We start from the raw sequence: 23,885 nt of genomic DNA on the forward strand, positions 1-23,885 counted from the left end.
AGGAAAAAGGAAAGCTATTCGTCGAGCGGAATGTCGGTGCGCTGCTCGAAGTCCTTGATCGACTCGGCGTACGAGTGGACGTGCCTGCTCATGCGTCGTACCGCGGCCTCGGCGTCCTTCTCGCGAATTGCCCTGGTCACCGAGCGGTGCGCCTTGACGGTGATCTCGCGAACCTTGTCGTCGATGAATCCTTCGTTCTCGGTCGCGGCGTAGATGGCCCGCGAGAGCGAGATCATGAGACCTGACAACAGTTCGTTGTGGCTGGCGCTCGCGACGGCGACGTGCCAATCGATGTTCGCCTGAAGGAAGTCGTCGAGTTTGTCGCCTGCTCCGGCGATGTCGTCGTTGGCGGCGTCCAGTCGGGCGAGATCCTCGTCGGTGCGATGGCGGGCGGCGAGTTGTGCGCAGAACGGTTCGATCGCCTCGCGGGTCTCGAGCAGTGCGGCGAGGCGGATCTGACGACCACGGATGAGCAGTGCCACCGTGTCGGCCATGGACTGTTCACCCGGTCGCTGAACGAAGGCGCCACCGGCCCGGCCCGCCTTGATGCGGACGAGTCCCTGTACTTCGAGGATTCGCAGGGCCTCGCGCACCGTGGTGCGGCTCATCTTCGTCTGGACGACGAGTTCGCGCTCCGGTGGCAGCGGTGTGCCCTCGACGTAGTCCCCGCTGAGAATGCGCTCGCGCAGTTCGTTGGCAAGGACGTCCGACGCCTTCGGTACCTCCATCGGTGTCAACTGAATGGAGGAACGTCCGTTCCGGGTGGTGTTCGGCACGGCTGGTGGCATGGCTCCCCRCCCTCTCTGGTCTAACGGTCAGACCTAATATACCATTGGGTTCTCGCTGCACTTGTCTTGCAGCCTATTCTTCGTCTCATCGAGAGGACCAGTTGTATGCGCTGGGAACTGTCAGAAGAGCAGGAAATGTTCACCGAAGCCCTCGACGGCTGGCTCGGACGGTTCGCCGCTCCGGCGAATGTCCGCAAGTGGGGTGAATCGGGAGATCCTGCCGAATTCGAGCAGAAATTCGTCGAGGAGGGCTGGTTCTCCGCCGGTCTCGACGAGAAAATCGGTGGTCAGGGCGGTGGTCTGCTCGAACTGGCATTGACTGCCGAGGCGCTGGGCCGGTACGCCGCTCCGGCGAGTGCCTGGACCGCGTCGGTTCTCGCGGCACCCATGCTGCCCGTCGACGTCGCCTCCGACGTGCTGGCCGGAGGTGGGTTCGCCGCGGTTGCCGTCGACGCGACCCGTCCGTTCGGCGTCGCCGACTCGGTGCGCGCCGACGAGACCGGCGCACTGACCGGTCGCGTCGCGACGGTGCTCGGCGCCGAACGGGCGAAACTGCTGGTCGTCCCCGCGACGGACCCCGACGGAACCGCCGCCCTGTACCTCGCGCGCGTCGGCGACCCCGGCGTCGCGGTCGAACCGCGGCGCCTCCTCGACCCGTCCCGTGCGGCCGCGGACGTCCGGTTCGACAACGCCGCCGGACAGCGTCTCGACGTCGACGCGGCCACCGCGCTCGAGGACGCCGGACTGCGGGCGGCCGTGCTCGTGGCCGCGGACTCGCTCGGGGCGATGGACCGCATGCTGCGGCTCGCGGTGGATTACAGCAAGCAACGCCACCAGTTCGGCGTCCCGATCGGGTCGTTCCAGGCTGTGAAGCACGCTGCGGCAGGCATTCTCGTCTCCGTCGAGGCGGGACGTTCCATCGCCTACTACGCCGCGGCCTCGGTCGATCTCGGCCTCGCCGACCGTGCGATCCACGCCGCGGTCGCCAAGGCTCAGGTGCCGCGAAATGCGGTGCAGGCGGCTGACAGCGCCCTCGTGATGCACGGCGCGATCGGCTACACGTGGGAACACGATCTGCACCTCTACTACAAGCGCGCCAAGCTCGACGAGAAGTTGTTCGGGGGCCCGGGCGTGTGGAACGAGCGCCTGGCGCGGGATCTGCCCCTCCTGCCCGCCGCCGGGTGATCTGCCGTTGACTTTTTGGTCTGTCCTTTAGTAACTTAAGTCCAAACGGAACCAACGACGACGGGACGTGCTGTGGACTTTGATCTGACCGAGGATCAGGCGACGATCCGAGATGCGGTGCGAGAGCTGGCCGGCAAGTTCGACGAGCAGTACTGGGTGGAGAAGGACAGCGAGCACGAGTTCCCCACCGAGTTCTACGACGCGTTCGCCAAGGGCGGCTGGCTCGGCATCACCACGCCCGAGGCGTACGGCGGGCACGGTATGGGAATCACCGAGGCCTCGATCCTGCTGGAGGAAGTCGCCGCTTCCGGCGCCGGCATGAACGGCGCGAGTTCGATGCACCTGTCGATCTTCGGAATGCACCCGGTGATCGTGCACGGCTCCGAGGAACTCAAGCAGCGCACCCTTCCGCGGATCGTCGACGGCGACCTGCACGTCTGCTTCGGTGTCACCGAGCCCGGCGCCGGCCTCGACACCACCAGGATCACCACCTTCGCGCGGCGTGAGGGCGACAAGTACATCGTCAACGGCCGCAAGGTCTGGATCTCCAAGGCGATGGAGTCGGAGAAGATCCTTCTCCTCACCCGCACCACGAAGTTCGAGGATGCGAAGAAGAAGACGGACGGTCTGACGCTGTTCCTCACCGACCTGGACCGCTCGAAGGTCGACATCCGCCCGATCAAGAAGATGGGGCGCAACGCGGTCACGTCGAACGAATTGTTCATCGACAACCTCGAGATCCCCGTCGAGGACCGCGTCGGCGAGGAAGGCAAGGGCTTCAAGTACATCCTCGACGGCCTCAACCCGGAGCGCATGCTCGTCGCATCGGAGGCCCTCGGCATCGGCCGGGCCGCCCTGCGCCGCGGCGTCCAGTACGCCAACGAACGTGAGGTGTTCGGCCGCCCCATCGGCATGAATCAGGGACTGCAGTTCCCACTCGCCGATTCGCTGGCCCGACTCGACGCCGCGGAACTCGTCCTGCGCAAGGCGACGTGGCTCTACGACAACGGGAAGCCCTGCGCCCGCGAGGCCAACATGGCCAAATATCTCTGCGCCGACGCCGGTTTCCAGGCCGCGGACCGCGCACTGCAGACCCACGGCGGAATGGGCTACTCGGAGGAGTACCACGTGGCCCGGTACTTCCGCGAAGCCCGCCTGACCAAGATCGCCCCGCTCAGCCAGGAGATGGTTCTCAACTACCTCGGCGAGCACGTCCTCGGCCTTCCCAGGAGCTACTGATGTTCGAACTCACCGAAAAATCCGCCCTCGTGACCGGTGCCGGCAGCGGCATCGGTGCCTCGGTCGCGCAGGCCTACGCGCGAGCAGGCGCGGCCGTGCTCGTCACCGACGTCGACGGCGAGGCCGCTGCGGCCGTGGCCGCGGAGATCACCGCGGCCGGCGGTTCGGCGAAGTCCGCGGCCCTCGACGTCCGCGACGGCGACGCGGCCGCCGCGGCGGCGGAGCAGGCCGCCGCCCTGAACGGCGGCACGCTCAACATCCTGGTCAACAACGCCGGCGCCATCGCGCCCGCAATGTTCCCGAACCTCGAAGAAGACGACTTCCGCCGCATCGTCGACATTCACCTCGTCGGCAGTTTCGTCTGCAGCAAGGCCGTCCTCCCGTACCTGCCCACCGACGGCAGTGGGCGCATCATCAACGTGACCTCCGCGGCCGGCCTGGTGGGCACCATCGGGCAGGCCAACTACGGTGCCGCGAAGGCGGGCATCATCGGTCTCACGAAGTCGCTGGCGCGGGAACTCGCCAAGAAGCAGGTGACGGTCAACGCGATTGCGCCGCTCGCCGCCACCAAGATGACGGAGAACATCCGGAGCAACGAAAAGCTCGCCGCCAAGACGCTCGCGCGGATCCCGTTGGGCCGCTGGGCGGAACCGGACGAGATCTCGTCCAGCTTCGTGTTCTTCGCGTCCGACGGCGCGGCGTACATCACGGGCCAGGTGCTGCCCGTCGACGGCGGGACGGTGATCTGATGGCCGAGAAGCGCAACCCCTTCCAGCGTTCCGCCCGCGAGGTGATCATCGCGGAAGCAGCGCGCACCCCCATGGGCAAGTCGCACCCCGACCGCGGCTGGTTCCGCGACACCCATCCCAACGACATGCTCGGCGCGGTGTACACGGAACTGATCCGCCGCAGCGGGCTGGCTCCGGCGACGGTCGAGGACCTCGTGATCGGGTGCACCGCACCGTTCGGCGAGCAGTCCCGCAACATCGGCCGCAACGCCTGGTTGCAGGTCGGCTACCCGCCGGAGGTCCCGGCCGTCGTCCTGGACCGCCGCTGTGGATCCGCCCAGACGGCTGTCGAGATGGGCGCCGCCCTGGTCGGCTCCGGTACCCACGACGTCGTCGTGGCCGGCGGTGTCGAACACATGGGCCACGTGCCGATGAACTCACCGGCCAAGATCTCCGAACTGTACGGCGACCCGTGGCCGGAAGCGCTGCGCGACCGGTACGACTTCGTGAACCAGGGCGAGAGTGCCGAACTCATCGCGGACCGGTGGGAGATCTCCCGGCAGGAGATGGACGAGTTCGCCGTCCGCTCCCATCGTCTGGCGACCGAGGCCATCGAGGCGGGCCGTTTCGACGCCGAGATGATCCCCCTCGATCTTGCGGGCGAGACCCGGTCCACCGACCAGACCATCCGCCCCGGCACGAGCCTGGACAGCCTGGCCGGGCTGAAGACGGTGTTCCGGGAGAACGGCCGGATCACGGCGGGCAGTTCGTCGCCGATCTCGGATGGGGCGGCCGGTGTGCTGCTCGCTTCCCGCGAGGCCGTCGACGCGCACGGACTGCGGGCCCGGGCCCGGATTCTCGATCAGACGACCGTCGGGGTGGACCCGATCATCATGCTGACCGGTCCGATCCCGGCCACCCGGAAGTTGCTCGACCGCAACGGAATGAGCATGAACGACATCGATCTCTTCGAGGTCAACGAGGCGTTCAGCTCGGTGGTTCTGGCCTGGGAGCGGGAACTGAAGCCCGACATGGACCGGGTCAACGTCAACGGCGGTGCGATCGCGCTCGGTCACCCCGTCGGCGCGACCGGTGCCCGGCTCATCGCCACCATCGTCGCGGAACTCGAGCGGCGTGACGCCGAAATCGGTCTGGTGACCATGTGCTGCGGCGGCGGCCTGGGAACGGCGACCCTGATCCAGCGGATCGACTGATGATCGACCTGACGCCGCACATCCGGCCCGGCGACGGAATCTGGTGGAGCCAGACGAGCGCGGAACCCACCCCGCTCGTCCACGCCCTGCTCGACCAGGTTTCGTCGATCGGCCCGGTGCGGGCATTTGTGGGACTGACCTGGAATCGGCGGTTGACGAGCGAACTGCCCGACGAACTCTCCGTCGTCTCCTATGGTGGCCTCGGCGAACTCCGCCGCCTCGCCCGACTCGAGGTCGTGCCCTGCCATTACGGGGCACTGCCGCGGCTGTTCGCCGAACGGCGGCTCCCGTGCGACGTCGGGTTCGTGCAGGTGTCACCGCCGGACTCGGCCGGGAACTGCTCGCTCGGGGTCGGTGTCGACTACATCGCGGACGCCCTCGACCACACTCCGGTTCTCATCGCCGAGATCAACCGGCGTATGCCCGTCACGCTGGGCGCACCACGTATTCCGTTGTCGCGGTTCGCCGCGGTAATGGAAACCGACCGGCCGTTGCTCGAGGCGCCGGACCGTGAGCCCGCCGCGGTGGAACGGGCGATCGCGCGGAACGTCGCCGATCTCGTGGCGGACGGAGACACGATCCAGATCGGCGTCGGGACGCTGCCCGCCGCCGTCCTCACCGCTCTCGAGGGTCACAAGGACCTCGGGATGCATTCCGGCATGATCTCCGACGCGGCGCTCCGACTGATCGACCGGGGCGTGCTGACCGGGGCGCGTAAGGAGATCGATCCTGGGCTGCACGTGACGGGCGCCGCGCTCGGAACGGCGGCACTGTACGACCGGCTGCCCGGTCTTCCGGTGGCCTTCCGCCCGGCGAGCTATACCCATGCGCCGCAGGTTCTCTCGCAGCTGCGATCGTTCGTGTCGATCAACTCGGCGATCGAGGTGGACCTGACCGGGCAGGTCGGCGCGGAACTGCGCAACACGACCTACGCCGGTGCCGTCGGGGGTCAGGTGGATTTCTCCCGGGCCGCGGCGATGACCGGCGGCCGCTCGATCATCGCGATGCGCGCGGATTCGCGAGGGGAGTCGACGATCAAGACTGCTTTGGAATACGGCGCGGTCACCACCGCCCGCGCCGACGTGGACTTCGTGGTCACCGAACACGGTGCCGCGGCACTGCGCGGATGTTCCCTGGGCGAGCGTGCGCGGCGCATGATCGCCGTGGCGCCACCCGAGCACCGCGAAAGGCTGGAATTCGATCTCGAGGAGTACGACCTTGCATCCGCAACGGAGTGAGGGGAAAGGAGTCAACGCCATGGCACGTCCGCAGCGGGTCCAGATCCGGGAGGTCGGACCGCGTGACGGCTTCCAGAACGAACCGGAGCACATCCCGACCGACGACAAGGTGCGGTTGATCAACGCCCTCGGGCGGGCAGGGTTCACCCGGATCGAGGTCGCCAGTTTCGTGCGGCCGGACGTGATCCCGCAGTTGGCCGACGGCGTCGAGGTCCTCGAGCGCATCGAGGTGCCCGACGACACCAAACTGATGGTGCTCGTCCCCAACAGCAAGGGCCTCGACAACGCACTGAAGGTGCGCGACAAGTTCCACGAGGTCGCGATCTTCGTCAGCGCGTCGGAGACCCACAACAAGAAGAACGTCAACCGCACCGTCGACGAGACGATGGCCGACAACGACGTCATGGCCAAGCGGATCGTCGCCGAGGGCCTCGACTGCGCCGCGGTGATCGCGACGTCGTTCGGTTGCCCGTTCGAGGGCAAGGTCGAGTTGGGACGCGTGCTGGACCTCGCCGAACGGTTCGCCGAGGTCGGCGCCACCGAGATCGGATTCGGCGACACCACAGGCATGTGCAACCCGGCATACGCGTCGGAATTCTTCGCCGCGGCGCTCGACCGGCTGCCCGGCGTGGAGGTCACCGCGCACTTCCACAACACGCGTGGCCAGGGCCTCGCCAACGCGTACGCTGCACTCGAAGCAGGTTGCGCGAGCTTCGAATCGAGCTTCGGAGAGCTGGGCGGCTGCCCCGTTCCGGCAGGCTCGACGGGCAATATCGCCACCGAGGATCTGGTGAGCATGTTCCACGAGATGGGAGTCGAGACGGGTCTCGACCTTCCGCGGGTCATCGAGGCCGCGCGCGAAGCTCAGACAGTGCTCGGCCGCAAACTCACCAGTCACTCGATCGTCGCGGGCCCCATCGAATGGGCCGCGAGCCCGCGCTGACCGCTTTCCACCACGAACACCACAAGACGGAGAAGAACATGAGTAATCGAGTCGCATTCGTAACCGGCGGTGCACAGGGCATCGGCAAGGGCATCTCCGACGCCCTCGGGGCAGCGGGCTTCCGCGTCGCGGTGGCCGACCTCAACCTGGAGGTCGCCGAGGAGACCGCCGCCGGAATCCGCGACGCCGGCGGCCAGGCGATCGCCGTGCCCGTCGACGTCACCGACACCGCGTCCGTGCAGGCCGCGGTGAAGCAGGTCGCCGAGCAGTTCGGGCCGGTCGAGATCGTCGTCAACAACGCCGGCTGGGACGACTTCATGCCGTTCCTGAAGACCGACGAGGCGTTCTGGGACCGGATCCTCGACATCAACTTCAAGGGCCAGCTGCGGGTCATCCAGGCGACCGTCCCGGGCATGGTGGAGCGCGGCTTCGGCCGGGTCATCAACATCGGTTCGGACGCCGGCCGTGTCGGCTCGTCGCTCGAGGCCGTCTACTCGGGCGCCAAGGGCGGCATCATCGCCTTCACCAAGACCCTCGCCCGTGAGATCGCGACCAAGGGCGTCACCGCGAACACCGTGTGCCCCGGCCCGACCGACACCCCGGCGCTCCGCAAGTTCGCCGACAGCTCGGGTCAGGAGGCCGACAAGGTGATCGGAGGCATGACCCGCGCCGTGCCGATGAAGCGACTCGGGAAGGCGGAGGACATCGGTGCCGCGGTGGCGTACTTCGCCTCCGATGCAGCAGAATTCGTCACCGGACAGACCCTGTCCGTCAGCGGTGGTCTGACGATGTCCTGACGGCATATCCGTTCGGAAGGTGCGGCCCGTTTCCGGGCCGCACCTTCGTCGTTATGCGGGCTCCGTTGATAACGATCGTTTGCGCGTGTGCCTATGATCGCCTCATGACGAACAATAGTGATACAACGGATTTCGTATCCTGGACGGCAGTCGGTGAGTTCGAGGACATCCGATACGAGCACAGCGGCGACGGGATCGCGAAGATCACGATCTGCCGTCCGGAGGTGCGCAACGCGTTCCGTCCGCAGACGCTGATGGAAATCTCCGAGGCTCTGGTCGATGCCCGTGAGGACTCCTCGGTCGGCGTCATCGTGCTGACCGGTGAGGGTCCCGACGCGTTCTGCTCCGGCGGCGACCAGCGCGTGCGCGGCGACACCGGCTACCTCACCGAACCGGGCAAGGCGGGAAGTGTCGGCCGTTTCCACGTCACCGACCTGCAGATCCAGATCCGGCGCCTGCCGAAGCCGGTGGTCGCCATGGTCGCCGGTTACGCGATCGGCGGCGGRCACATCCTGCACCTGGTCTGCGACCTGTCCATCGCGGCGGACAATGCCCGGTTCGGCCAGGTCGGCCCGAAGGTCGGGTCGTTCGACGGTGGCTACGGTGCGGGATTGCTCGCCGAACTCGTCGGGGTGAAGAAGGCCAAGGAGATCTGGTTCCTGTGCCGTCAGTACGACGCACAGCAGGCGCGCGAGATGGGGCTGGTCAACACCGTCGTCCCGCTCGCCGACCTGGAACGGGAAACCGTGCAGTGGTGCCGCGAGATGCTCCAGCTGTCGCCGTTCGCGCTGCGGCTGATGAAGGCGAGCTTCAATGCCGCCGAAGACGGGATGGCCGGCATTCAGCAGCTCGCTCACGACGCGAATTTGCTGTTCTACTCGACCGAGGAGGCGAAGGAAGGGCGCGAGGCGTACAAGGCGAAGCGGCGCCCCGAGTTCGAGAAGTTTCCGCGGCGGCCCTGATCTTCCATTTCGGTCCGACAATTAGTATGGTTGGGTCAATACCTCAGGTGAGTGGCAAAGTGTGCCCGCGCACACTTCGCCGCTCACATGGGACTGGACCGAACAGGATGGTGTGCATGTCGGAAACCGCAACGCCCGCAGTCGCGTGGAGCGACGTCGACGCCGGCGTCATGACGATCACGCTGCAACGCAGGCCGGCGAACGCGCTCGGGCTGCCGATCATCGACGGGTTGAACGCCGCGCTCAACGCGGCGGACGCCGACGGATCGGTGAAGGTGATCGTCGTCCGCTCGGACATTCCGGGCTTCTTCGCGGCCGGCGCCGACATCAAGCACATGTCGTCCGTGGACGCGGAGTCCTTCACCGCGTACGGCGATCGACTCCGTGGGGCGCTCGACCGACTCGCGTCCGCCGACCGCATCTCGATCGCCGCGGTGGACGGCCTCGCACTCGGCGGCGGCCTCGAACTGGCAATGGCCTGCACCCTGCGGGTCGGCGGGGCGGACGCGAAGTTCGGGCTGCCCGAGGTGAAGCTCGGCCTCATCCCCGGAGCCGGTGGAACGCAGCGACTTCCGCGTCTCGTGGGTCGTGGTCGCGCCCTGGACATCATGCTGAGTGCCCGGCAGGTCCTCGCCGCCGAGGCGCATGCGATCGGACTGATCGACCGACTCGTCGACGCCGGTACCGCCACCGATGCAGCGCAGGCGCTCGCGGCCGAGCTGTGCACGATGTCGCTGCCCGCGCAGCGCGCCGTCATCCGCACGGTCGACGCGTCGTTCGACACCCCGCTCGAGGAGGGCTTCCGGTTCGAGGTCGCCCAGGAGCAGGACCTGTTCGAGAACGGAGAGGCGAAGGAGGGCATCACCGCCTTCCTCGAGAAGCGCGCTCCGCGATTCTCCTGAGCGTCGTGACGTCGGGGCGTGCCGGGAGGGGTGCGATCGCGCTGGCCCTTTTCCTCGTCTATGTGATCTGGGGATCGATCTATCTCGCGATCCGCCTGGTGATCGACGAGGTCCCTCCGCTCGGCTCGATGGGTGCGCGGTTCCTCCTTGCCGCTCTGCTGATGGCCGCCTTCCTGGCCTGTCGCGGTGGCCGGCGGCGGCTGCGCCTCACCTGGCGGGAAGCGGCAGGCGCTTCGTTCCTGGGCGTGCTGCTACTCGCCTGCGGAAACGGCCTGACCTCGGTCGGCCAACTGCACGGCGTGCCCTCCGGGGTGACGGCGCTCCTCGTGGCCATGGTGCCGCTGTGGATCTGCATCTACCGCACGCTGTCCGGTGACCGTCCACGGGTTCTCGAATTGGCCGGCGTCGGTGTGGGGCTGGTCGGTCTCGCAGTCCTGGTGCTGCCGCACGGTGGTGAGCACTCGGGACTCCCGCTCGTCGGCGTGGCGGTCATCGTGTTGTCCAGTGTGTCCTGGTCGTTCGGGTCGTGGATCAAGCCCCGAATCTGGCTGCCTCGTGACGTGTATGTCAGTGCGACGTACCAGCTTCTGGCGGCCGGTGCGGCCATGACGCTCGCGTCGGTAGCGACAGGGGAACGGCTGCACGGTGACATCGGACTCCGCGCGTGGGGCGCGTTCGGCTACCTCGTGGTCTTCGGCTCGATCGTCGGCTTCACCGCGTACGCGTGGCTGCTGCATCACGCCCCGCTGTCGCTGGTCGCCACCCATACGTATGTGAATCCGGTGGTGGCCGTGGCGCTCGGGTCGGTGGTCCTGTCCGAGCCCGTCACGCCCGTCCTCGTCATCGGGGGAGCGGTCGTACTGCTTTCGGTCGTACTGGTCGTCAGTGCACACGCCGGGCCGCGGCGTCGGGGGTATTCCTCCGTGAACGATTCCAAGGTATTATTATCAGACCAAAGATCGACAGGAGGTGGGTAGATGGTGCGGGACGACTCGAAACGCTCGTTCACCGGGCCGCTGTTGGGCTTGAAGGTGATCGAAATCGGTTCGATCGGGCCGGGTCCGTTCTGCGCCATGCTCCTTGCCGATCTGGGCGCCGACGTGATTCGAGTGGATCGCGCCACGGGTTCGGGACTGGTGGGGCCGAATGCTGACTTCCGGACGGAATTGCTGCACCGCGGACGTCGCTCGCTCGCCGTCGACCTCAAGCATCCGGACGGCGCCGCGGTGGTGCTCTCTCTCGTAGCGGACGCAGACATCTTGATCGAGGGCTTCCGACCCGGGGTCGCTGAGCGACTCGGCATCGGACCGGACGACTGCGCCGCACGTAATCCCGGGCTGATCTACGGCCGCATGACCGGTTTCGGTCAGGACGGACCGCTCGCTCAGCACGTCGGCCACGACATCAATTACGTCGCGCTCAGTGGTGCCCTGTCGTTGATCGGACGCCACGGCCAACCGCCCACCCCGCCGCTCAGTCTGATCGGCGACTTCGGCGGCGGGGGAATGCTTCTCGCGATGGGCGTCCTGTCGGCGCTGTTCGAGAGGCAGCGCTCGGGACTCGGACAGGTGGTCGACGCCTCGATGGTCGAGGGGTCCGCACTCCTTGCGACACCCTTCTTCGGGTTCGCGCAGACGGGAACGTGGAACCCTGAACGCGGCACCAACATCGTCGACAGCGGTGCGCCCTACTATGACGCCTACGAGACCGCGGACGGTAAGTGGTTGGCCGTCGGGGCGATGGAACCGCATTTCTACGCCGACCTCGTTGCGCTGCTGGAGTTGCCCGGCGATCTTCCGGAGCAGAATGACCGCTCGCAGTGGCCGCAGATGAAGAAGATCTTCGCGGACGCCGTGCGCGGCCGCACGCTCGCAGACTGGCTCGAGGCGGGCGAGGGGCTCACACCCTGTATATCGCCTGTTCTCGAGGTCGACGAGGCGCCGTCGCACCCGCATCATGTCGCCCGAAAGGCATTCGTCGACGTCGACGGTCTCGTCCAACCGGCGCCGGCGCCGCGCTTCAGCCGCACCGCGGCCGCAGTAGATCGCCGTCCGCCGATGCCGGGCGAACATACCACCGAGATCCTGACCGACTGGGGGATCGACCCCGGCCGTGCCGCCGAGTGGCTGCGCTCGGGTGCTGTGCGCGAGGCCGCCGCGGAGACCTGACCTGCCGGACCATCGGCGTCCGGACCACCACCAAAAAACTTGCGGCGACCACCTGGGATCGCCGAACTGAGAAGGAGTGACCTCGTGACCGAGCCCACGACATGGGAGACGTTCACGCTCGACCGGCCGGAACCCGGCATCGCCGTCGTGACGTTGAATCGCCCCGAACGAATGAACTCGATGACGAACACCATGTTCGTCGAACTCGAGAGGGTTGCGCTGCAACTGGATCACGAACACGACCTCCGCGTCGTGATCCTCACCGGCGCAGGCAAGGCGTTCTGCGGCGGATTCGACCTCGACGACGCCGACGGTTTGTCGTCGATGACGCCGATGGGCATGCTGGACCAGCAGGAACTGGCCGCGCGGGCTCTCTCGGCGATCCGCAGCATCCGGGTCCCGGTGATCGCCGCAGTCAACGGTGCGGCCGCCGGTGGCGGGCTGTCCCTGTCCCTCGCCGCCGACATCCGGATCGGTTCGCCGGCGGCACGGTTCAACGCGGCGTTCGTGCGGATCGGACTGTCGGCCGGCGACCTGGGGGCGTCGTGGCACCTGCCCAAGCTCATCGGTCCGGCGCGCGCAGCGGAGTTCGCTTATACCGGCCGCTTCATCGAGGCCGTGGAGGCGGAGTCCCTCGGACTGCTCAACGCGGTCGTGCCCGCCGAGTCGCTGCTCGACGAGGCGCTCGCGATGGCCCGCCTGATCAGCGCGAATTCGCCTGCCGGAGTCCAGCTGTCGAAGCGTGCACTCCACGCGAACATGGAAGTGTCCTCGTATGCGGCGGCGCTCGAACTCGAGAACCGCGGGCAGGCGCTGCTCACTCGTGGCGACGACATGCCCGAGGCGCTGGCCGCGTTCAAAGAGAAGCGCAGCCCGAAGTTCACGGGAAGGTGAGCCAGATGACGCAGACCGAAGTGCGGGAGAATACGGCGGTGCTGAGTAACTACGAGCCGCCCCAGTTGGAGACCCTCACCCTCGAGGTGCTCGACGGCAAGATCGTCGTCCTCACGATCAATCGGCCCGAGCGGATGAACTCGATGGTCGTGAAGATGTTCGAGGAGTTCAACACCGTCGCATACGCCCTGCGCGACACGGACGCGCGGGCGCTGATCATCCGCGGTGCGGGCGATCGCGTGTTCTGCGCGGGTTTCGACCTGGACGAGATCAGTGTGATCACCGAAATGGGTGTGCGTGAGTTCCTCAGGTTCCAGGAGACCGCGACCGGTGGCCTGGCGGCGCTGCACCACTTGCCGTTCCCGGTGATCGCCGCGATTCACGGTGCGGCGTCCGGGGGCGGGCTGTCGCTCGCGCTCGCCTGCGACATCCGGCTCGTGGCGCCCACCGCGAAGTTCAATGCGGCGTTCGTCAAGGTCGGACTGTCCGTCGGAGAGCTCGGCACGTCGTGGCAGCTCACCCGGCTCGTCGGGCCCGGCCGGGCGGCGGAGATCGCCTACACCGCGCGTTTCGTCGGTGCGGAGGAAGCCGCCCGAATCGGATTGGCGAACCGGGTGGTGCCGAGCGAGGACCTGTTCGACGAGGCAGTCGCGGTGGCCGAGGCGATCGCATCGAACTCGCCGGGCGGCGTCCGGATGTCGAAGCGTGCGCTGCAACGGAACCAGGAAGTGACGTCGTATGCGGCGGCACTGGAGTTGGAGAACCGGGGGCAGGCGCTGCTCACCCGGTGCGCCGACATGCCGGAGGCGCTTGCGGCGTTCAAGGAGAAGCGGGCGCCGCGCTTCACCGGCCAATAGGAATCAACGAATGACGAGATGGATGGAGGCGAGCGCATGACCTGGGAATGGACTCCCGATACGCTCGGTGCGCTGGAGGCGTTTCTGCGCGAGCGCGGGATCACCGAGGGTCCGCTCACGACCGCGGGGATCGGTGACGGACATTCCAACCTGACGTTCCTCGTGTCCGACGGGGTCCGTCAGGTGATCGTCCGCCGCCCGCCGCCTCCGCCGATTCCACCGGGCGCCCACGACATGCTGCGGGAGGCCCGTCTCGTCGGCGGCCTCGCCGGCAGCGGCGTGCCGGTGGCGGACGTCCTCGCCGTCGGCCAGACCGGTGAGGTGCTCGACGTCCCGTTCTACGTGATGGACTACGTCGCCGGACCGGTGGTCACCACCGAGACCCCGTCCGCGCTGAGCGCGCCGGCAGACCGCCGCCGGATCGGGGAGGCGTTGATCGACACGCTCGCCGCACTGCACGCGGTGGACTGGCAGGCCGCCGGCCTGGGCGACCTGGGCCGCCCGGAAGGATTCAACGAACGTCACCTGCGCCGCATGGGCAGGCTGGTCGCGGCCGAGGACGGGACACCGCCGCCGGAGTTCGCGGACATCGACGCGTGGCTCGGCGCCAACGTGCCTGCCGAATCGGGTGCGGCGATCATCCACAACGATTACCGCATCGGCAACGTCATCCTTGCTCCCGACTCGCCGGGACGCATTGCCGCAGTGTTGGACTGGGAGCTCGCGACGATCGGCGACCCGCTGTTCGATCTCGGCTATTTCCTCGCGTCGTATCCCGTCGAGGGGGAGGAACGCACACCGACCGAGGACCTCGGTACGGCCGTCCTCGAGGACGGATACCCGCCCCGGGACGAACTGGCTCAGCGGTACGCGGCCGCCACCGGCGCCGACCTGTCGAACCTGAACTGGTACACGGCACTGGCCCTGTGGAAACTGGCGGTCCTGTACGAATACGGGCGGCGCCGCGCCGTCGCCGGCGTCGGCGACCAGTACTACCGCGACGAGGCACTGGTGCGCTCCTTCCTCGACGCCGCACACCGGACGGCGGGATTGAAGACCGTCTCCGCCTGAGTCACGGGCAACCGCGGACACCAGCCGACGGGAATCGCCCCCGGCCTTCGACGTCGAACAGAGTAATGATGAACCCGATTGGATTGGCCACGTGGTTGCGTCGGCGCGCCGAGCGCGACGGAGATCGGTCGGCGCTGACGTTCGCCGGTGAGACCCTGTCGTTCGCGACGCTACAGCGAGAGATCGAATCCTTCGCGGATGTGTTGTACGGGTGTGAGATCCGCTCCGGTGACCGTGTCGCCTACGTGGGCTTCAACCACAGCCGTTTCCTCGTGGCGCTCTTCGCGACGGCGCGACTGGGCGCGATCTTCGTGCCTCTCAACTTCCGGTTCACAGGAAGTGAACTTGCACAGAATATTCAGGACAGTGATGCTCGCCTGCTCATCGCTGACGACGCGCACACCGGCCCCGTCGACGAGGTGCGCACCGATCTCGGCGTGCGGCGCTATCTACGAACCGGCGAAAGTACTGACGGTTGGGATGGCGTCGACGACCTCCTGACCCTTCGTCACACCCATGTCGAGGAGGCCGCCGTCGATGCGGATTCGCCGGCCCTGATTCTGTACACCTCGGGAACGACGGGACGACCCAAAGGTGCCGTACTCACCCACCGAAATGTCTGGACCAGCAACGTCAACTGGATGCTGGCGGTGAACTACAACGCCGACGACGTCGCACTCACATCGGCGCCGCTCTTCCATTCCGGCGGAATGTGTGTCATGACTCTTCCGACACTCATGGCAGGGGGCCACGTCGTCGTCCACGAACATTTCGACGCCGGGTCGCTACTCGACGACATCGAGTGTTACCGGGTGACATCGCTGTTCATGGTCCCGGCCATGATGCTGTTCGCGAGCAAGCATGAGCGCTTCGACACCGCGGACTTGTCCAGCGTCCGAATCATCGTCGCGGGCGCGGCGCCCGTCCCGGAACCGATGCTGCGGTTGTATGGGGCACGCGGGATTCCCGTGAGTCAATGTTGGGGTCTGACCGAGGCCGCCACAGGGGCGACCTTCCTGGGGACGGACCGCGCCCTGGAGAAACTCGGCTCATGTGGCACCGCCGGCATGCTCAACGAGGTGCGGTTGATCGACTTCGAGGGAAACGTTCTCACCACGCCTGGTGTTCACGGCGAACTGTGCGTGCGCGGCGACACAGTGTCCCCGGGCTACTGGAACCTGCCCGAGGCCACGGCCGCGGCGCTGGGTACAGATGGTTGGTTCCGTACCGGTGACGTGGCCTATCAGGATGAGGACGGCTACTACTACATCGCGGACCGACTCAAGGACATGATCATCAGCGGTGGCGAGAACGTGTACCCCGCCGAAGTCGAGAGCGTGCTGTACGGCCACCCGGCCGTCGCCGACGTTGCGGTGGTTGGTGCCCCCGACGATCGCTGGGGAGAACGTGTGGTGGCGGTGGTGGTGCTCGTACAGGGAACGCATCTCGACCTGGAGGAACTCCGGGCCTTCGCCGGCGCCGAACTGGCCCGGTACAAGCTTCCTCTCGAATTGCGCGTCGTCGACGTCTTGCCGCGCAACACGACCGGAAAGGTGCTCAAGCACGAATTGCGTGCGATGTCCGGTGCCGGTCACTGACCGTCATCGGTCCGGATCACACGCGATGACACGTGACCGTCGCTGTGGTGCAGGTCTTTCCGGCTTGATTGCGCGCGGCGACCTGGACGACGGCGAAGCTGCGGCCACGGTAGATCACCCGGGGAGCGAAGGTGAGTGGCTCGGTGCCCGGGCAGGGGCGCACGAACGCCATGGCGATCGAGGTCGTCTGGAACTCCGCCTCCGGTGTTACCGCGGAGTTGCCGGCGATCTCGGAGGCGCACAGGAGTATGCCGCCGTGGACGTTGCCGAGCGGATTGCAGTGCGATTCCGCGGCTTCCAGTTCCAGCCCTGCGGCGGCGTTGCCCCGTCGGTGGTGGGCGCCGAGCAGTTCGATGATCGAGGATGCGCCCGATCCGACGGGAGGCCAGTCCTCGGGAGCGGATGCCGCCGGCATCTCCGCGGCGACGAACCGGAGCCGGGCGCTGGCGATGGCCACTGCCCGCCCGGACTCGTCGACGACCCGGCCGGTTGCAAGGCCGCCATCCGCGTCGGACGTGACGACTCGGCTCTCCGCATGGAGGATCGAACCGTCGAGCGCCGGGTTTCGTGAGAAGTCGAGGTGAAGTTCCGTCGTGACGGCCCAATGTCCGGCCGGGGCGCGGGCGGCGATCGGGTACCCCGAGACGTCGTCCATCAGGACGCCGAGAGCGCCGCGGCACGGAAGGCCGCGTTCGTCGGACATCCACGGTCCCGTCTGCATCTGAGACTTGCCACGCGTGGCGTCGCCGATCACGGGAGCCACACGGAACAGTGCTTCGGCACCCGCCGAGATGAACGGAAGTGCCTGGAGATTGTCGGTTGTCATGTCTCTCTCGGCGGATACGGCGCGGACTACGGGCGCACATGAGAAGGGCCTGCCGGCCGGGACTTGTCGTCACCGACTGGCAGGCCCGGTCTGTGAGGGGTCAGACTCCGCGCTGCGACTTCGCGGCTTCGCTGGCGGCCTTGCTCTTCTCCCGGGCGGTGGCCCAGTCCTCGTTGCTCATCGATGTCAGGCCGGCGAAAGTGCCGGGGCCGGCGAGCATCTGGCCGCCATCCATGGCGATGGTCTGGCCGGTGAGGTAGTCGCAGGCGTCCGACAGCAGGAAGATGGTGAGGTTGGCGAGTTCCTCCATCGTGCCCATCCGGCCCATCGGCACCTGGTCGGCCTGGGTCGCGCCGACTGCACTCTTTTCGGTCGGGTTGAGCATCTCCCACGCGTAGTCGGTCGGGATCGGTCCCGGGGCGAGCGCGTTGAGGCGGATGCCGTAACGCGCCCATTCGACGGCGAGCGACATCGTCATCGAGTGCACCGCAGCTTTCGCCATCGCGGACGGGACGACGAACGCGGATCCGCTCCAGACCCAGGTAGTGAGCGTCGACAGGACGACGCCCTTGGTCCCGCCTTCGATCCAGCGACGGCCCGCGGCGTGGGTGGTGTTGAACGACCCGTTCATCACCGTGGAGGTGACGGCTTCGAAGGCACGCGGGCTGAGCGATTCGGTGGGGGCGATGAAGTTCGCGGCGGCGTTGTTGATCACGCCGGTGAGCGGACCGTGGAGCGTCCAGATCTCGTCCATCGCGGCCGACACGAGATCTGCTTTGCGCACGTCGACGGTCTGCCAGTGGACCGAACCCGGCCGGGACACGGACGCCTCCGCCGCGGCTTCCTCGAGTACGGCGGGACGGCGGCCCCACAGGTGGACTTCGGCGCCGTGGTCCACGAGGTGGCGCGCGACGCCGCGGCCGAGTCCGGTGCCCCCGCCGGTGATGAGGACGCGCTTGCCCGCGAGGGCGTCGGAGGTGAAGGGAGAGGTGGTCATGCGATGGTCCTTACGATGGGGAACGAGGGCTACAGGCCCAGGCTCTTGCTGATGATCTCGCGCTGAATCTCGTTGGTGCCGCCGTAGATCGGTGGTGCCAGAGAACGGCGAACCTGCTCCTCCATGCCGTACTCGCGGGTGTAGCCGTAGCCGCCCATCATCTGCATCGCCTCGAGTGCGGTCTTCTTCGCGATCTCGGTACATCTCAGCTTGGCCATCGAGCCCTCACGGTTGAGGTTGTCTTCCTCGCCGGCATCGATCCGCTCGGCGACCTCGTACACGAAGGACTTCGCGAAGGCGATGTCGGTCGCGAGGTCCGCGATCCGGTGCCGGATGGCCTGGAAGCTGCTGATCTTCTGGCCGAACTGTTCACGCTCGGTGACGAACGCGATCAGGTCGTCGAGCGAACGTTGGGCGCCGCCCAGTGCCATCGTCGCGATGATGAGGCGTTCGACGCTCAGTCCGCGCATGAGGTGGCGCCACGCCTGGTTCGGTGTGCCGACGACCGCGCTCGCCGGGACCGCGACGTCGGTGAAGTACAGGTCGTTGCAGGTCCGGGCCTCCATGGTCTTGATCTCGTGAATCTCGAGCCCCGGCGCATCGGCCGGCACCATGAACAGGGTCAGGCCCTGGTGCTTGTTGCCGGTCGTGTCGGTCCGGGCCAGGAGGAGGATGTGCTCGGCGATGTGGGCCGCGGAGATCCACGTCTTCTGCCCGTTGATCACGTAGTGGTCGTCGACCAGTTCCGCCTTGATCCGGACGCCCCCGAGATCGGAGCCGGCGCCGGGCTCGCTGAGGGCGATCGCCTCGAGCTTGCCCGCCGCCATGTTGCCGACGATGGTGCGTTTCTGCTCCTCGGTGCCGTAGCGAAGATAAGTCTGCGCGGCGGTGAGACCGGTGGAGTAGGCGATGATAGGTGCGAGGCCGCGGGCGGATTCCTCGAGGAAAATGCATTCCTCGACCATTCCGGCGCCGCCACCGCCGTACTCCTCCGGCAGCGAGACGGCGAGCCAGCCGAGGCCGGCGAACTTGTCGAGGATGAGGGGGCTGTTCGCCAGGGTGCCGCCCTCGGTCAGCAGGTCGCGTTGCTGGAGGGTCTTGCATTCGGCGGCGCAGAACTCGCGGACGGCGACCGCGAACTCTCGTTGCTCTCTAGTGAAACGCATAGCGGCGGATGCTCTCTCGCGTGAGGGGTGGGCTTCGGTCGACGCGGCGGGCGGGAGGCGAGGCGCGTACGCCCCGCCTCCCCGATCCGTCAGGCCCCGCGGAACTTGGAGAAGTCGGGCTTGCGCTTCTCGTTGAACGCGCTGATTCCCTCGATGGCCTCGGCGGACTCACCGAACAGCTTGAGCGTGGAGTACGCCATGTTGCCCTGTGCGATGAAGTGCTCGGTGTCGGCGTTGAGTGACTGCTTGAGCACCTTCAGCGACGTCGGCGACAGCTGCAGGATCTCGTCTGCCCACGCCCGAACCTCGGCCCGCAACTGGTCACCGGGCACCACCTTGTTGACCAATCCCCAGTCGAGAGCCTGCTCGGCGCTGTAGCGGCGGCACAGGAACCAGATCTCACGCGCCCGCTTCTCGCCGATGGCCCGCGCCAGGTAGCCGGTGCCGAGGCCGGCGTCGAACGATCCCACGCGCGGCCCGTTCTGCCCGAAAATCGCGTGCTCGGCGGCGATGGACAGATCGCACAGCAGGTGCAGCACGTGCCCGCCACCGACCGCGACACCGTTGACCGCGGCGATCACGGGCTTGGGCACGTCGCGGATCACACGGTGCAGAGCCTCGACCTCGAACAGGCCGCTGTCGGACGGGCCGTAGTCGCCGGTCTCCATCCGCTGCTTCTGGTCGCCACCCGAGCAGAACGCCTTCTCCCCGGCGCCGGTGAGCGCGATCGCCCCGACCTCGGAGCTGCCCCACGCCTTCTTGAACGACTTCACCAACTCGTCGACCGTCCGCGCGCGGAACGCGTTGTACCGCTCGGGCCGGTTGATCGTGATCCAGGCGAGTCCGTCCTCGACCTCGTACGTCACATCCGTGAAGTCACTCATCGACCTGTTGGTCCTTTCATGCTGCCCGCGGAGCGTGAGCCACCCGCGAAGTTGTTTTGGTCTTACCTTATGACGAACGTAGCGCTGATAACGAGCGTTTTCAAGAGCGACGGTGAAGAACGCTGTGACCTGCAGTGATATCGGAGCGAAGGTCTGCAGTATTCGTCCGAGGCCTGGTCGTCGCGTCCCCATCCTCTGCACAGCAGAACCTTCTGTACGTGTGTGCCCGGTCACATTAGTGTTCGGGTCGTCGAGGTGACGACCACCCGACTCGCAAGCCCCAATCTCCCGGAGAGCCGTGCTGTAGCGCTCCGGTCACGGCGTGACCCGCCAAGAGCGTGATGAGGAAATCATGAGTGCAACCATCCAACGGGATCGGCAGATACCCGGACTGATCGCAGACTCCGATCGAGACGAGCCCACGCCGGACGTCATCGAGGGGATTCGCGCGCGGTTCCCCACCGAAACCGAATACGACCGGATGCTGACCCGCAAGATGGAGCGGCGGGCGGGCCAGGGTTATCGCAGCTTCGATCTGGACCTTCTCACCGCGGCGCTCGAGAACATGCTGAGGGACGTACTGTCGTCTTCGCGGTTCGAGGTCCGAAACGCGCGGTGGCTGACAGGTGGGGCGTCGAAGATTCAGATGGGTTTCACGCTGCGCTACGACGACTCCGTAGCCGGTGAGGTGACCGAGGATCTGGTCCTGCGGATGGAGCCGCCCGAGTCCCTGAACGCCACCAGCCGGATGCGGGAATTCGAGGTGATCAACGCCCTCGCCGGAACGGTGCCCGTGCCGACGGTCCGGTGGGTCGACGAGGACGGCAGGTGGTTCCCGGAGCCGGCGCTCGTCTATACGTGGGTGCACGGATCCGCGAAGCCCAGCCGCGCCCAGAGCCGGATCGCCGGCATCGGGATCAACTTCGGTCCCGAACTCCGAGAAGTCCTGGCGCCGCAGTTCGTCGATCTCCTGGCACGCATTCACACGCTCGACGTGACGGCGGCAAAGCTGGATCACTACGAGAAGCCCGCCGTAGCCGGTACCGAGAGCGCACTGTGGCAGTTGAATCGGGCGAGGCGGGTGTGGGAGGAGGACCGTGGCGAAGACTTTCCGCTGCTCGATGTGGCGGCGGGTTGGCTGGAGGACAACCTGCCTGTTCTCGACCGTGTTAGTCTCGTCCACGGCGACTACCGGGGCGGAAATTTCCTGTTCGACGAGGACACCGGATCCATCACGGCCATTCTCGACTGGGAGCGCAGCTTCCTCGGCGACCGCCACCGCGACCTGGCATGGGCGACGCTGTACCCGTTCGGCCATCCGTCGGAGGACGGTTCCGCATTCCTCGCGACCGGACTGCTGCCGACCGCCGTCTTCTTCGAGATGTACGAGCAGGCGTCCGGCCTGACCGTCGATCCGGAGAAACTGACGTTCTACCGGATTCTGAACGAATACCAGTCCGTCGTCACCGCGCTGGGCTCGGCCTACCGCGTCTCGAAGCTGGGGAAGACCCACCAGGACGTTCTGCTGACGGGACTCGAGGCGACCGGATATCTGATGGCCCATCAACTCGGCCAGGATCTCGAGGAGGTTCTGTAATGGTGAACAAATCCGCGAACACGTTCGACGCTRCCGCCCGCTCCCTCCGCATGACGGTGACACCGGCGCTGGGCGAATCGAACTCGCTGGCCGCAGAGCAGGTGAGGGTCATCGCCGGTGTCCTCGACTTCTACCGCGACCGCGCACACCACGAGTATCCGCGGAAGCAGTACGAGTTCCGAACGTATCTCGCTCTCGCTGAACGGCTCAGCGACCACGAGAAGGTCGATCACGCTGCCCGGTCACTGCTCGCGGACGCACTCGAGAATGCGCGCCGCACCGATCTGCTCGCCGTTCCGGAGTACGGACAACTCGACCGGGCCACGGACGAGTTGACGCGTGCGATTGCCGGGATCGTCCGATCGGCGCGCACCACCGACCCGGACACGGGCGCCGAGGTCAGCCGCATCGTGCTCCAACACTCACGACCACTCGTCGAGTTGCAGCGGTCGTGGTTCCTCCCTCAGGGTGTCGATCCGGACCCGCATACGGTCCCGCCGCTCCGCTCTCTGCTCGGAGCCCAGACCGCCACCCGCGCGCACTAGCCAACGCACCGTCTGCCTCATGGATCAGGAGAAAACATGTCATCCGAGGTGATCACCACCGCCCCCTACCGTACGGTCTCGACAGCCGTGCGTCGGCGCGCGATCTCCGCCGCCAGTTTCGGAACCTTTGTCGAGTACTACGATTTCGTCATCTACGGCTACGTGGCGACGTACATCGCGCAAGCCTTCTTTCCCACCGGAAACTCGTTCGTCAGCCTGTTGCTGACCTTCGGTGCCTTTGCCGCCAGCTTCATGGCGCGCCCCCTCGGTGCGGTGATCTTCGCGCCGCTGGGTGACCGGTACGGCAGGCGAACGGTCCTCTCCGTCGTCATCACCCTGATGACGCTCGCCACGGCGGGCATCGGAGTGCTGCCCACGTACTACCAGATCGGTCTTGCCGCACCGGTTCTCCTGACGGTGCTGCGTCTCGTGCAGGGAGTCTCCGCGGGAGGCGAGTACGGCGGGGCGACGTCGCTCATCGCGGAGTTCGCGCCACCGGCCCGGCGGGGCTTCTTCGTCGGATTCATCTCGCTGACCGTCGGCGGCGCGATGCTGTTCGGATCGGGAACGGCGATGTTGCTGACCCGCACCCTGTCGCCCGAGTCGATGTCGTCGTGGGGTTGGCGGTTGCCGCTGCTGCTGTCGCTGCCACTGGGGCTGATCGGCCTGTACATCCGTTACAGGCTCGAGGAGACCCCGGCGTTCACCGCCCTCTCCCGGGAGGGGCGGGTGCAGAAGTCACCGCTGCTCACGACGCTGCGACGGGACTACCGTTCGGTTCTCATCGGTATCGGCATCGCGGCGACCAACTCGTGCATGATGGCGTTGTACTTCATCTACATGCCGTCCGCGCTGAAGCAGTTCACTGACTTCTCCGCCGCTGATGCACAGTTGATCACGTTCGTCGGTCTGGTGGCGTATTGCGCTGCGGTGCTGCCCTTTGCCCGGCTGTCCGACCGAGTGGGGCGGATCCCGCAGCTGCTCGTCTCGTCGGCCACGTTGATCGTGCTGATCTACCCGTCCCTCGTGATGCTGTCGAGCGGGGTGCTGCCACTCGCGGTCGCCGCGATGGTGGTCGTCACGCCCGTCGTCGCGGCGAACATCGCGGCGGTGACACCCTTGCTGTCCGAGATGTTCGAGACCGACACCCGGTACACGGGTTTGTCTCTCGGGTGGCAGATGTCGACAACTCTCTTCGCCGGCCCCACCCCCATCATCCTGGCGGCACTCGCCGGACTCGGCGGCTCGACCGTCCCGGCCTTCTATGCGATGGCCGTCGTGGCACT

General features: G+C 66.8%; 23 protein-coding genes. 18 read left to right on the forward strand and 5 right to left on the reverse strand.

Going from position 1 to position 23,885, the window contains the following annotated elements; genetic code table 11:
- Window positions 1–14: 14 nt before the first annotated feature.
- The gene (locus AC1DWT_RS13020) at window positions 15–776 is read right to left on the reverse strand and encodes a FadR/GntR family transcriptional regulator (protein WP_174705440.1); all 762 of its coding nucleotides are present in this window, start codon (window positions 774–776) and stop codon (window positions 15–17) included.
- Between the two features lie 117 nt (window positions 777–893).
- Here AC1DWT_RS13020 and AC1DWT_RS13025 point away from each other — a divergent pair, with 117 nt between their 5' ends.
- The 15 genes from AC1DWT_RS13025 to AC1DWT_RS13095 all read left to right on the forward strand — a co-directional run bounded on the left by AC1DWT_RS13025 (window position 894) and on the right by AC1DWT_RS13095 (window position 16,584).
- Window positions 894–1,973: an acyl-CoA dehydrogenase family protein gene (locus AC1DWT_RS13025; protein ID WP_477920868.1), complete on the forward strand. Its 1,080-nt coding sequence runs from the start codon at window positions 894–896 to the stop codon at window positions 1,971–1,973.
- A gap of 72 nt (window positions 1,974–2,045) precedes the next feature.
- The gene (locus tag AC1DWT_RS13030; RefSeq protein WP_005250871.1) at window positions 2,046–3,212 is read left to right on the forward strand and encodes an acyl-CoA dehydrogenase family protein; all 1,167 of its coding nucleotides are present in this window, start codon (window positions 2,046–2,048) and stop codon (window positions 3,210–3,212) included.
- Entirely contained in the window at window positions 3,212–3,961 is a 750-nt protein-coding gene (locus AC1DWT_RS13035) for an SDR family NAD(P)-dependent oxidoreductase (protein WP_072937101.1), read from the forward strand. The genes AC1DWT_RS13030 and AC1DWT_RS13035 overlap by 1 nt, the downstream gene beginning before the upstream one ends.
- The gene (locus tag AC1DWT_RS13040; protein ID WP_206013585.1) at window positions 3,961–5,154 is read left to right on the forward strand and encodes a thiolase family protein; all 1,194 of its coding nucleotides are present in this window, start codon (window positions 3,961–3,963) and stop codon (window positions 5,152–5,154) included. Before AC1DWT_RS13035 ends, AC1DWT_RS13040 begins: the two co-directional genes overlap by 1 nt.
- On the forward strand, window positions 5,154–6,392 hold the full coding sequence (locus AC1DWT_RS13045; protein WP_477920871.1) for an acetyl-CoA hydrolase/transferase family protein: 1,239 nt from the start codon (window positions 5,154–5,156) through the stop codon (window positions 6,390–6,392). The genes AC1DWT_RS13040 and AC1DWT_RS13045 overlap by 1 nt, the downstream gene beginning before the upstream one ends.
- Before the next feature lie 19 nt (window positions 6,393–6,411).
- Window positions 6,412–7,335, forward strand: coding sequence for a hydroxymethylglutaryl-CoA lyase (locus AC1DWT_RS13050; protein WP_477920873.1), 924 nt, complete (start codon window positions 6,412–6,414; stop codon window positions 7,333–7,335).
- A 38-nt stretch (window positions 7,336–7,373) separates the two neighbouring features.
- The gene (locus AC1DWT_RS13055; RefSeq protein WP_072937269.1) at window positions 7,374–8,132 is read left to right on the forward strand and encodes an SDR family NAD(P)-dependent oxidoreductase; all 759 of its coding nucleotides are present in this window, start codon (window positions 7,374–7,376) and stop codon (window positions 8,130–8,132) included.
- Window positions 8,133–8,236: 104 nt separating this feature from the next.
- Window positions 8,237–9,094, forward strand: a complete 858-nt coding sequence (gene menB / locus AC1DWT_RS13060) for a 1,4-dihydroxy-2-naphthoyl-CoA synthase (protein WP_072937105.1) — start codon at window positions 8,237–8,239, stop codon at window positions 9,092–9,094.
- Between the two features lie 116 nt (window positions 9,095–9,210).
- On the forward strand, window positions 9,211–9,996 hold the full coding sequence (locus AC1DWT_RS13065) for an enoyl-CoA hydratase-related protein (protein WP_477920876.1): 786 nt from the start codon (window positions 9,211–9,213) through the stop codon (window positions 9,994–9,996).
- 5 nt (window positions 9,997–10,001) lie between these two features.
- On the forward strand, window positions 10,002–10,973 hold the full coding sequence (locus tag AC1DWT_RS13070; protein ID WP_072937106.1) for an EamA family transporter: 972 nt from the start codon (window positions 10,002–10,004) through the stop codon (window positions 10,971–10,973).
- Window positions 10,974–12,164, forward strand: coding sequence for a CaiB/BaiF CoA transferase family protein (locus AC1DWT_RS13075; RefSeq protein WP_477920878.1), 1,191 nt, complete (start codon window positions 10,974–10,976; stop codon window positions 12,162–12,164).
- Window positions 12,165–12,248: 84 nt separating this feature from the next.
- On the forward strand, window positions 12,249–13,058 hold the full coding sequence (locus AC1DWT_RS13080) for an enoyl-CoA hydratase/isomerase family protein (RefSeq protein ID WP_095862145.1): 810 nt from the start codon (window positions 12,249–12,251) through the stop codon (window positions 13,056–13,058).
- A gap of 5 nt (window positions 13,059–13,063) precedes the next feature.
- Window positions 13,064–13,915 (forward strand): enoyl-CoA hydratase/isomerase family protein, encoded by an 852-nt coding sequence (locus tag AC1DWT_RS13085; protein ID WP_072937109.1) that lies wholly within the window; start codon window positions 13,064–13,066, stop codon window positions 13,913–13,915.
- A gap of 36 nt (window positions 13,916–13,951) precedes the next feature.
- A complete protein-coding gene (locus AC1DWT_RS13090) occupies window positions 13,952–14,986 on the forward strand; it encodes a phosphotransferase family protein (RefSeq protein WP_477920880.1) in 1,035 nt (344 codons plus the stop codon).
- 68 nt (window positions 14,987–15,054) lie between these two features.
- Window positions 15,055–16,584, forward strand: coding sequence for a long-chain-fatty-acid--CoA ligase (locus AC1DWT_RS13095; RefSeq protein ID WP_477920897.1), 1,530 nt, complete (start codon window positions 15,055–15,057; stop codon window positions 16,582–16,584).
- A gap of 16 nt (window positions 16,585–16,600) precedes the next feature.
- Here the strand turns inward: AC1DWT_RS13095 and AC1DWT_RS13100 are convergent, their stop codons facing one another.
- From AC1DWT_RS13100 to AC1DWT_RS13115, 4 genes are all read right to left on the reverse strand, one after another.
- The gene (locus AC1DWT_RS13100; RefSeq protein ID WP_477920882.1) at window positions 16,601–17,410 is read right to left on the reverse strand and encodes a PaaI family thioesterase; all 810 of its coding nucleotides are present in this window, start codon (window positions 17,408–17,410) and stop codon (window positions 16,601–16,603) included.
- Between the two features lie 100 nt (window positions 17,411–17,510).
- Entirely contained in the window at window positions 17,511–18,407 is an 897-nt protein-coding gene (locus tag AC1DWT_RS13105; RefSeq protein ID WP_095862155.1) for an SDR family oxidoreductase, read from the reverse strand.
- 29 nt (window positions 18,408–18,436) lie between these two features.
- Window positions 18,437–19,573, reverse strand: coding sequence for an acyl-CoA dehydrogenase family protein (locus tag AC1DWT_RS13110; RefSeq protein ID WP_477920884.1), 1,137 nt, complete (start codon window positions 19,571–19,573; stop codon window positions 18,437–18,439).
- 89 nt (window positions 19,574–19,662) lie between these two features.
- A complete protein-coding gene (locus AC1DWT_RS13115) occupies window positions 19,663–20,457 on the reverse strand; it encodes an enoyl-CoA hydratase-related protein (RefSeq protein WP_072937114.1) in 795 nt (264 codons plus the stop codon).
- Window positions 20,458–20,809: 352 nt separating this feature from the next.
- Here AC1DWT_RS13115 and AC1DWT_RS13120 point away from each other — a divergent pair, with 352 nt between their 5' ends.
- The 3 genes from AC1DWT_RS13120 to AC1DWT_RS13130 form a co-directional block, all read left to right on the forward strand.
- On the forward strand, window positions 20,810–22,054 hold the full coding sequence (locus tag AC1DWT_RS13120) for a phosphotransferase family protein (RefSeq protein WP_206013578.1): 1,245 nt from the start codon (window positions 20,810–20,812) through the stop codon (window positions 22,052–22,054).
- Complete coding sequence (locus AC1DWT_RS13125) at window positions 22,054–22,599, forward strand: hypothetical protein (RefSeq protein ID WP_477920887.1); 546 nt, start codon at window positions 22,054–22,056, stop codon at window positions 22,597–22,599. The genes AC1DWT_RS13120 and AC1DWT_RS13125 overlap by 1 nt, the downstream gene beginning before the upstream one ends.
- A gap of 36 nt (window positions 22,600–22,635) precedes the next feature.
- Window positions 22,636–23,885: MFS transporter (locus tag AC1DWT_RS13130; protein ID WP_477920889.1), on the forward strand; the 1,250-nt coding region annotated here is incomplete at its 3' end.

The organism is Rhodococcus sp. P4_B6 (assembly GCF_056402215.1).

What these genes read in the sequence shown, in the direction of transcription:
- AC1DWT_RS13025 (WP_477920868.1), top strand. Translation starts at nt 894, where the DNA reads ATGCGCTGGGAACTGTCAGAAGAGCAGGAAATGTTCACCGAAGCCCTC.
- AC1DWT_RS13035 (WP_072937101.1), top strand. Translation starts at nt 3,212, where the DNA reads ATGTTCGAACTCACCGAAAAATCCGCCCTCGTGACCGGTGCCGGCAGC.
- AC1DWT_RS13040 (WP_206013585.1), top strand. Translation starts at nt 3,961, where the DNA reads ATGGCCGAGAAGCGCAACCCCTTCCAGCGTTCCGCCCGCGAGGTGATC.
- AC1DWT_RS13045 (WP_477920871.1), top strand. Translation starts at nt 5,154, where the DNA reads ATGATCGACCTGACGCCGCACATCCGGCCCGGCGACGGAATCTGGTGG.
- AC1DWT_RS13050 (WP_477920873.1), top strand. Translation starts at nt 6,412, where the DNA reads ATGGCACGTCCGCAGCGGGTCCAGATCCGGGAGGTCGGACCGCGTGAC.
- AC1DWT_RS13055 (WP_072937269.1), top strand. Translation starts at nt 7,374, where the DNA reads ATGAGTAATCGAGTCGCATTCGTAACCGGCGGTGCACAGGGCATCGGC.
- AC1DWT_RS13065 (WP_477920876.1), top strand. Translation starts at nt 9,211, where the DNA reads ATGTCGGAAACCGCAACGCCCGCAGTCGCGTGGAGCGACGTCGACGCC.
- AC1DWT_RS13075 (WP_477920878.1), top strand. Translation starts at nt 10,974, where the DNA reads ATGGTGCGGGACGACTCGAAACGCTCGTTCACCGGGCCGCTGTTGGGC.
- AC1DWT_RS13085 (WP_072937109.1), top strand. Translation starts at nt 13,064, where the DNA reads ATGACGCAGACCGAAGTGCGGGAGAATACGGCGGTGCTGAGTAACTAC.
- AC1DWT_RS13090 (WP_477920880.1), top strand. Translation starts at nt 13,952, where the DNA reads ATGACCTGGGAATGGACTCCCGATACGCTCGGTGCGCTGGAGGCGTTT.
- AC1DWT_RS13095 (WP_477920897.1), top strand. Translation starts at nt 15,055, where the DNA reads ATGAACCCGATTGGATTGGCCACGTGGTTGCGTCGGCGCGCCGAGCGC.
- AC1DWT_RS13100 (WP_477920882.1), bottom strand. Translation starts at nt 17,410, where the DNA reads ATGACAACCGACAATCTCCAGGCACTTCCGTTCATCTCGGCGGGTGCC.
- AC1DWT_RS13105 (WP_095862155.1), bottom strand. Translation starts at nt 18,407, where the DNA reads ATGACCACCTCTCCCTTCACCTCCGACGCCCTCGCGGGCAAGCGCGTC.
- AC1DWT_RS13110 (WP_477920884.1), bottom strand. Translation starts at nt 19,573, where the DNA reads ATGCGTTTCACTAGAGAGCAACGAGAGTTCGCGGTCGCCGTCCGCGAG.
- AC1DWT_RS13115 (WP_072937114.1), bottom strand. Translation starts at nt 20,457, where the DNA reads ATGAGTGACTTCACGGATGTGACGTACGAGGTCGAGGACGGACTCGCC.
- AC1DWT_RS13120 (WP_206013578.1), top strand. Translation starts at nt 20,810, where the DNA reads ATGAGTGCAACCATCCAACGGGATCGGCAGATACCCGGACTGATCGCA.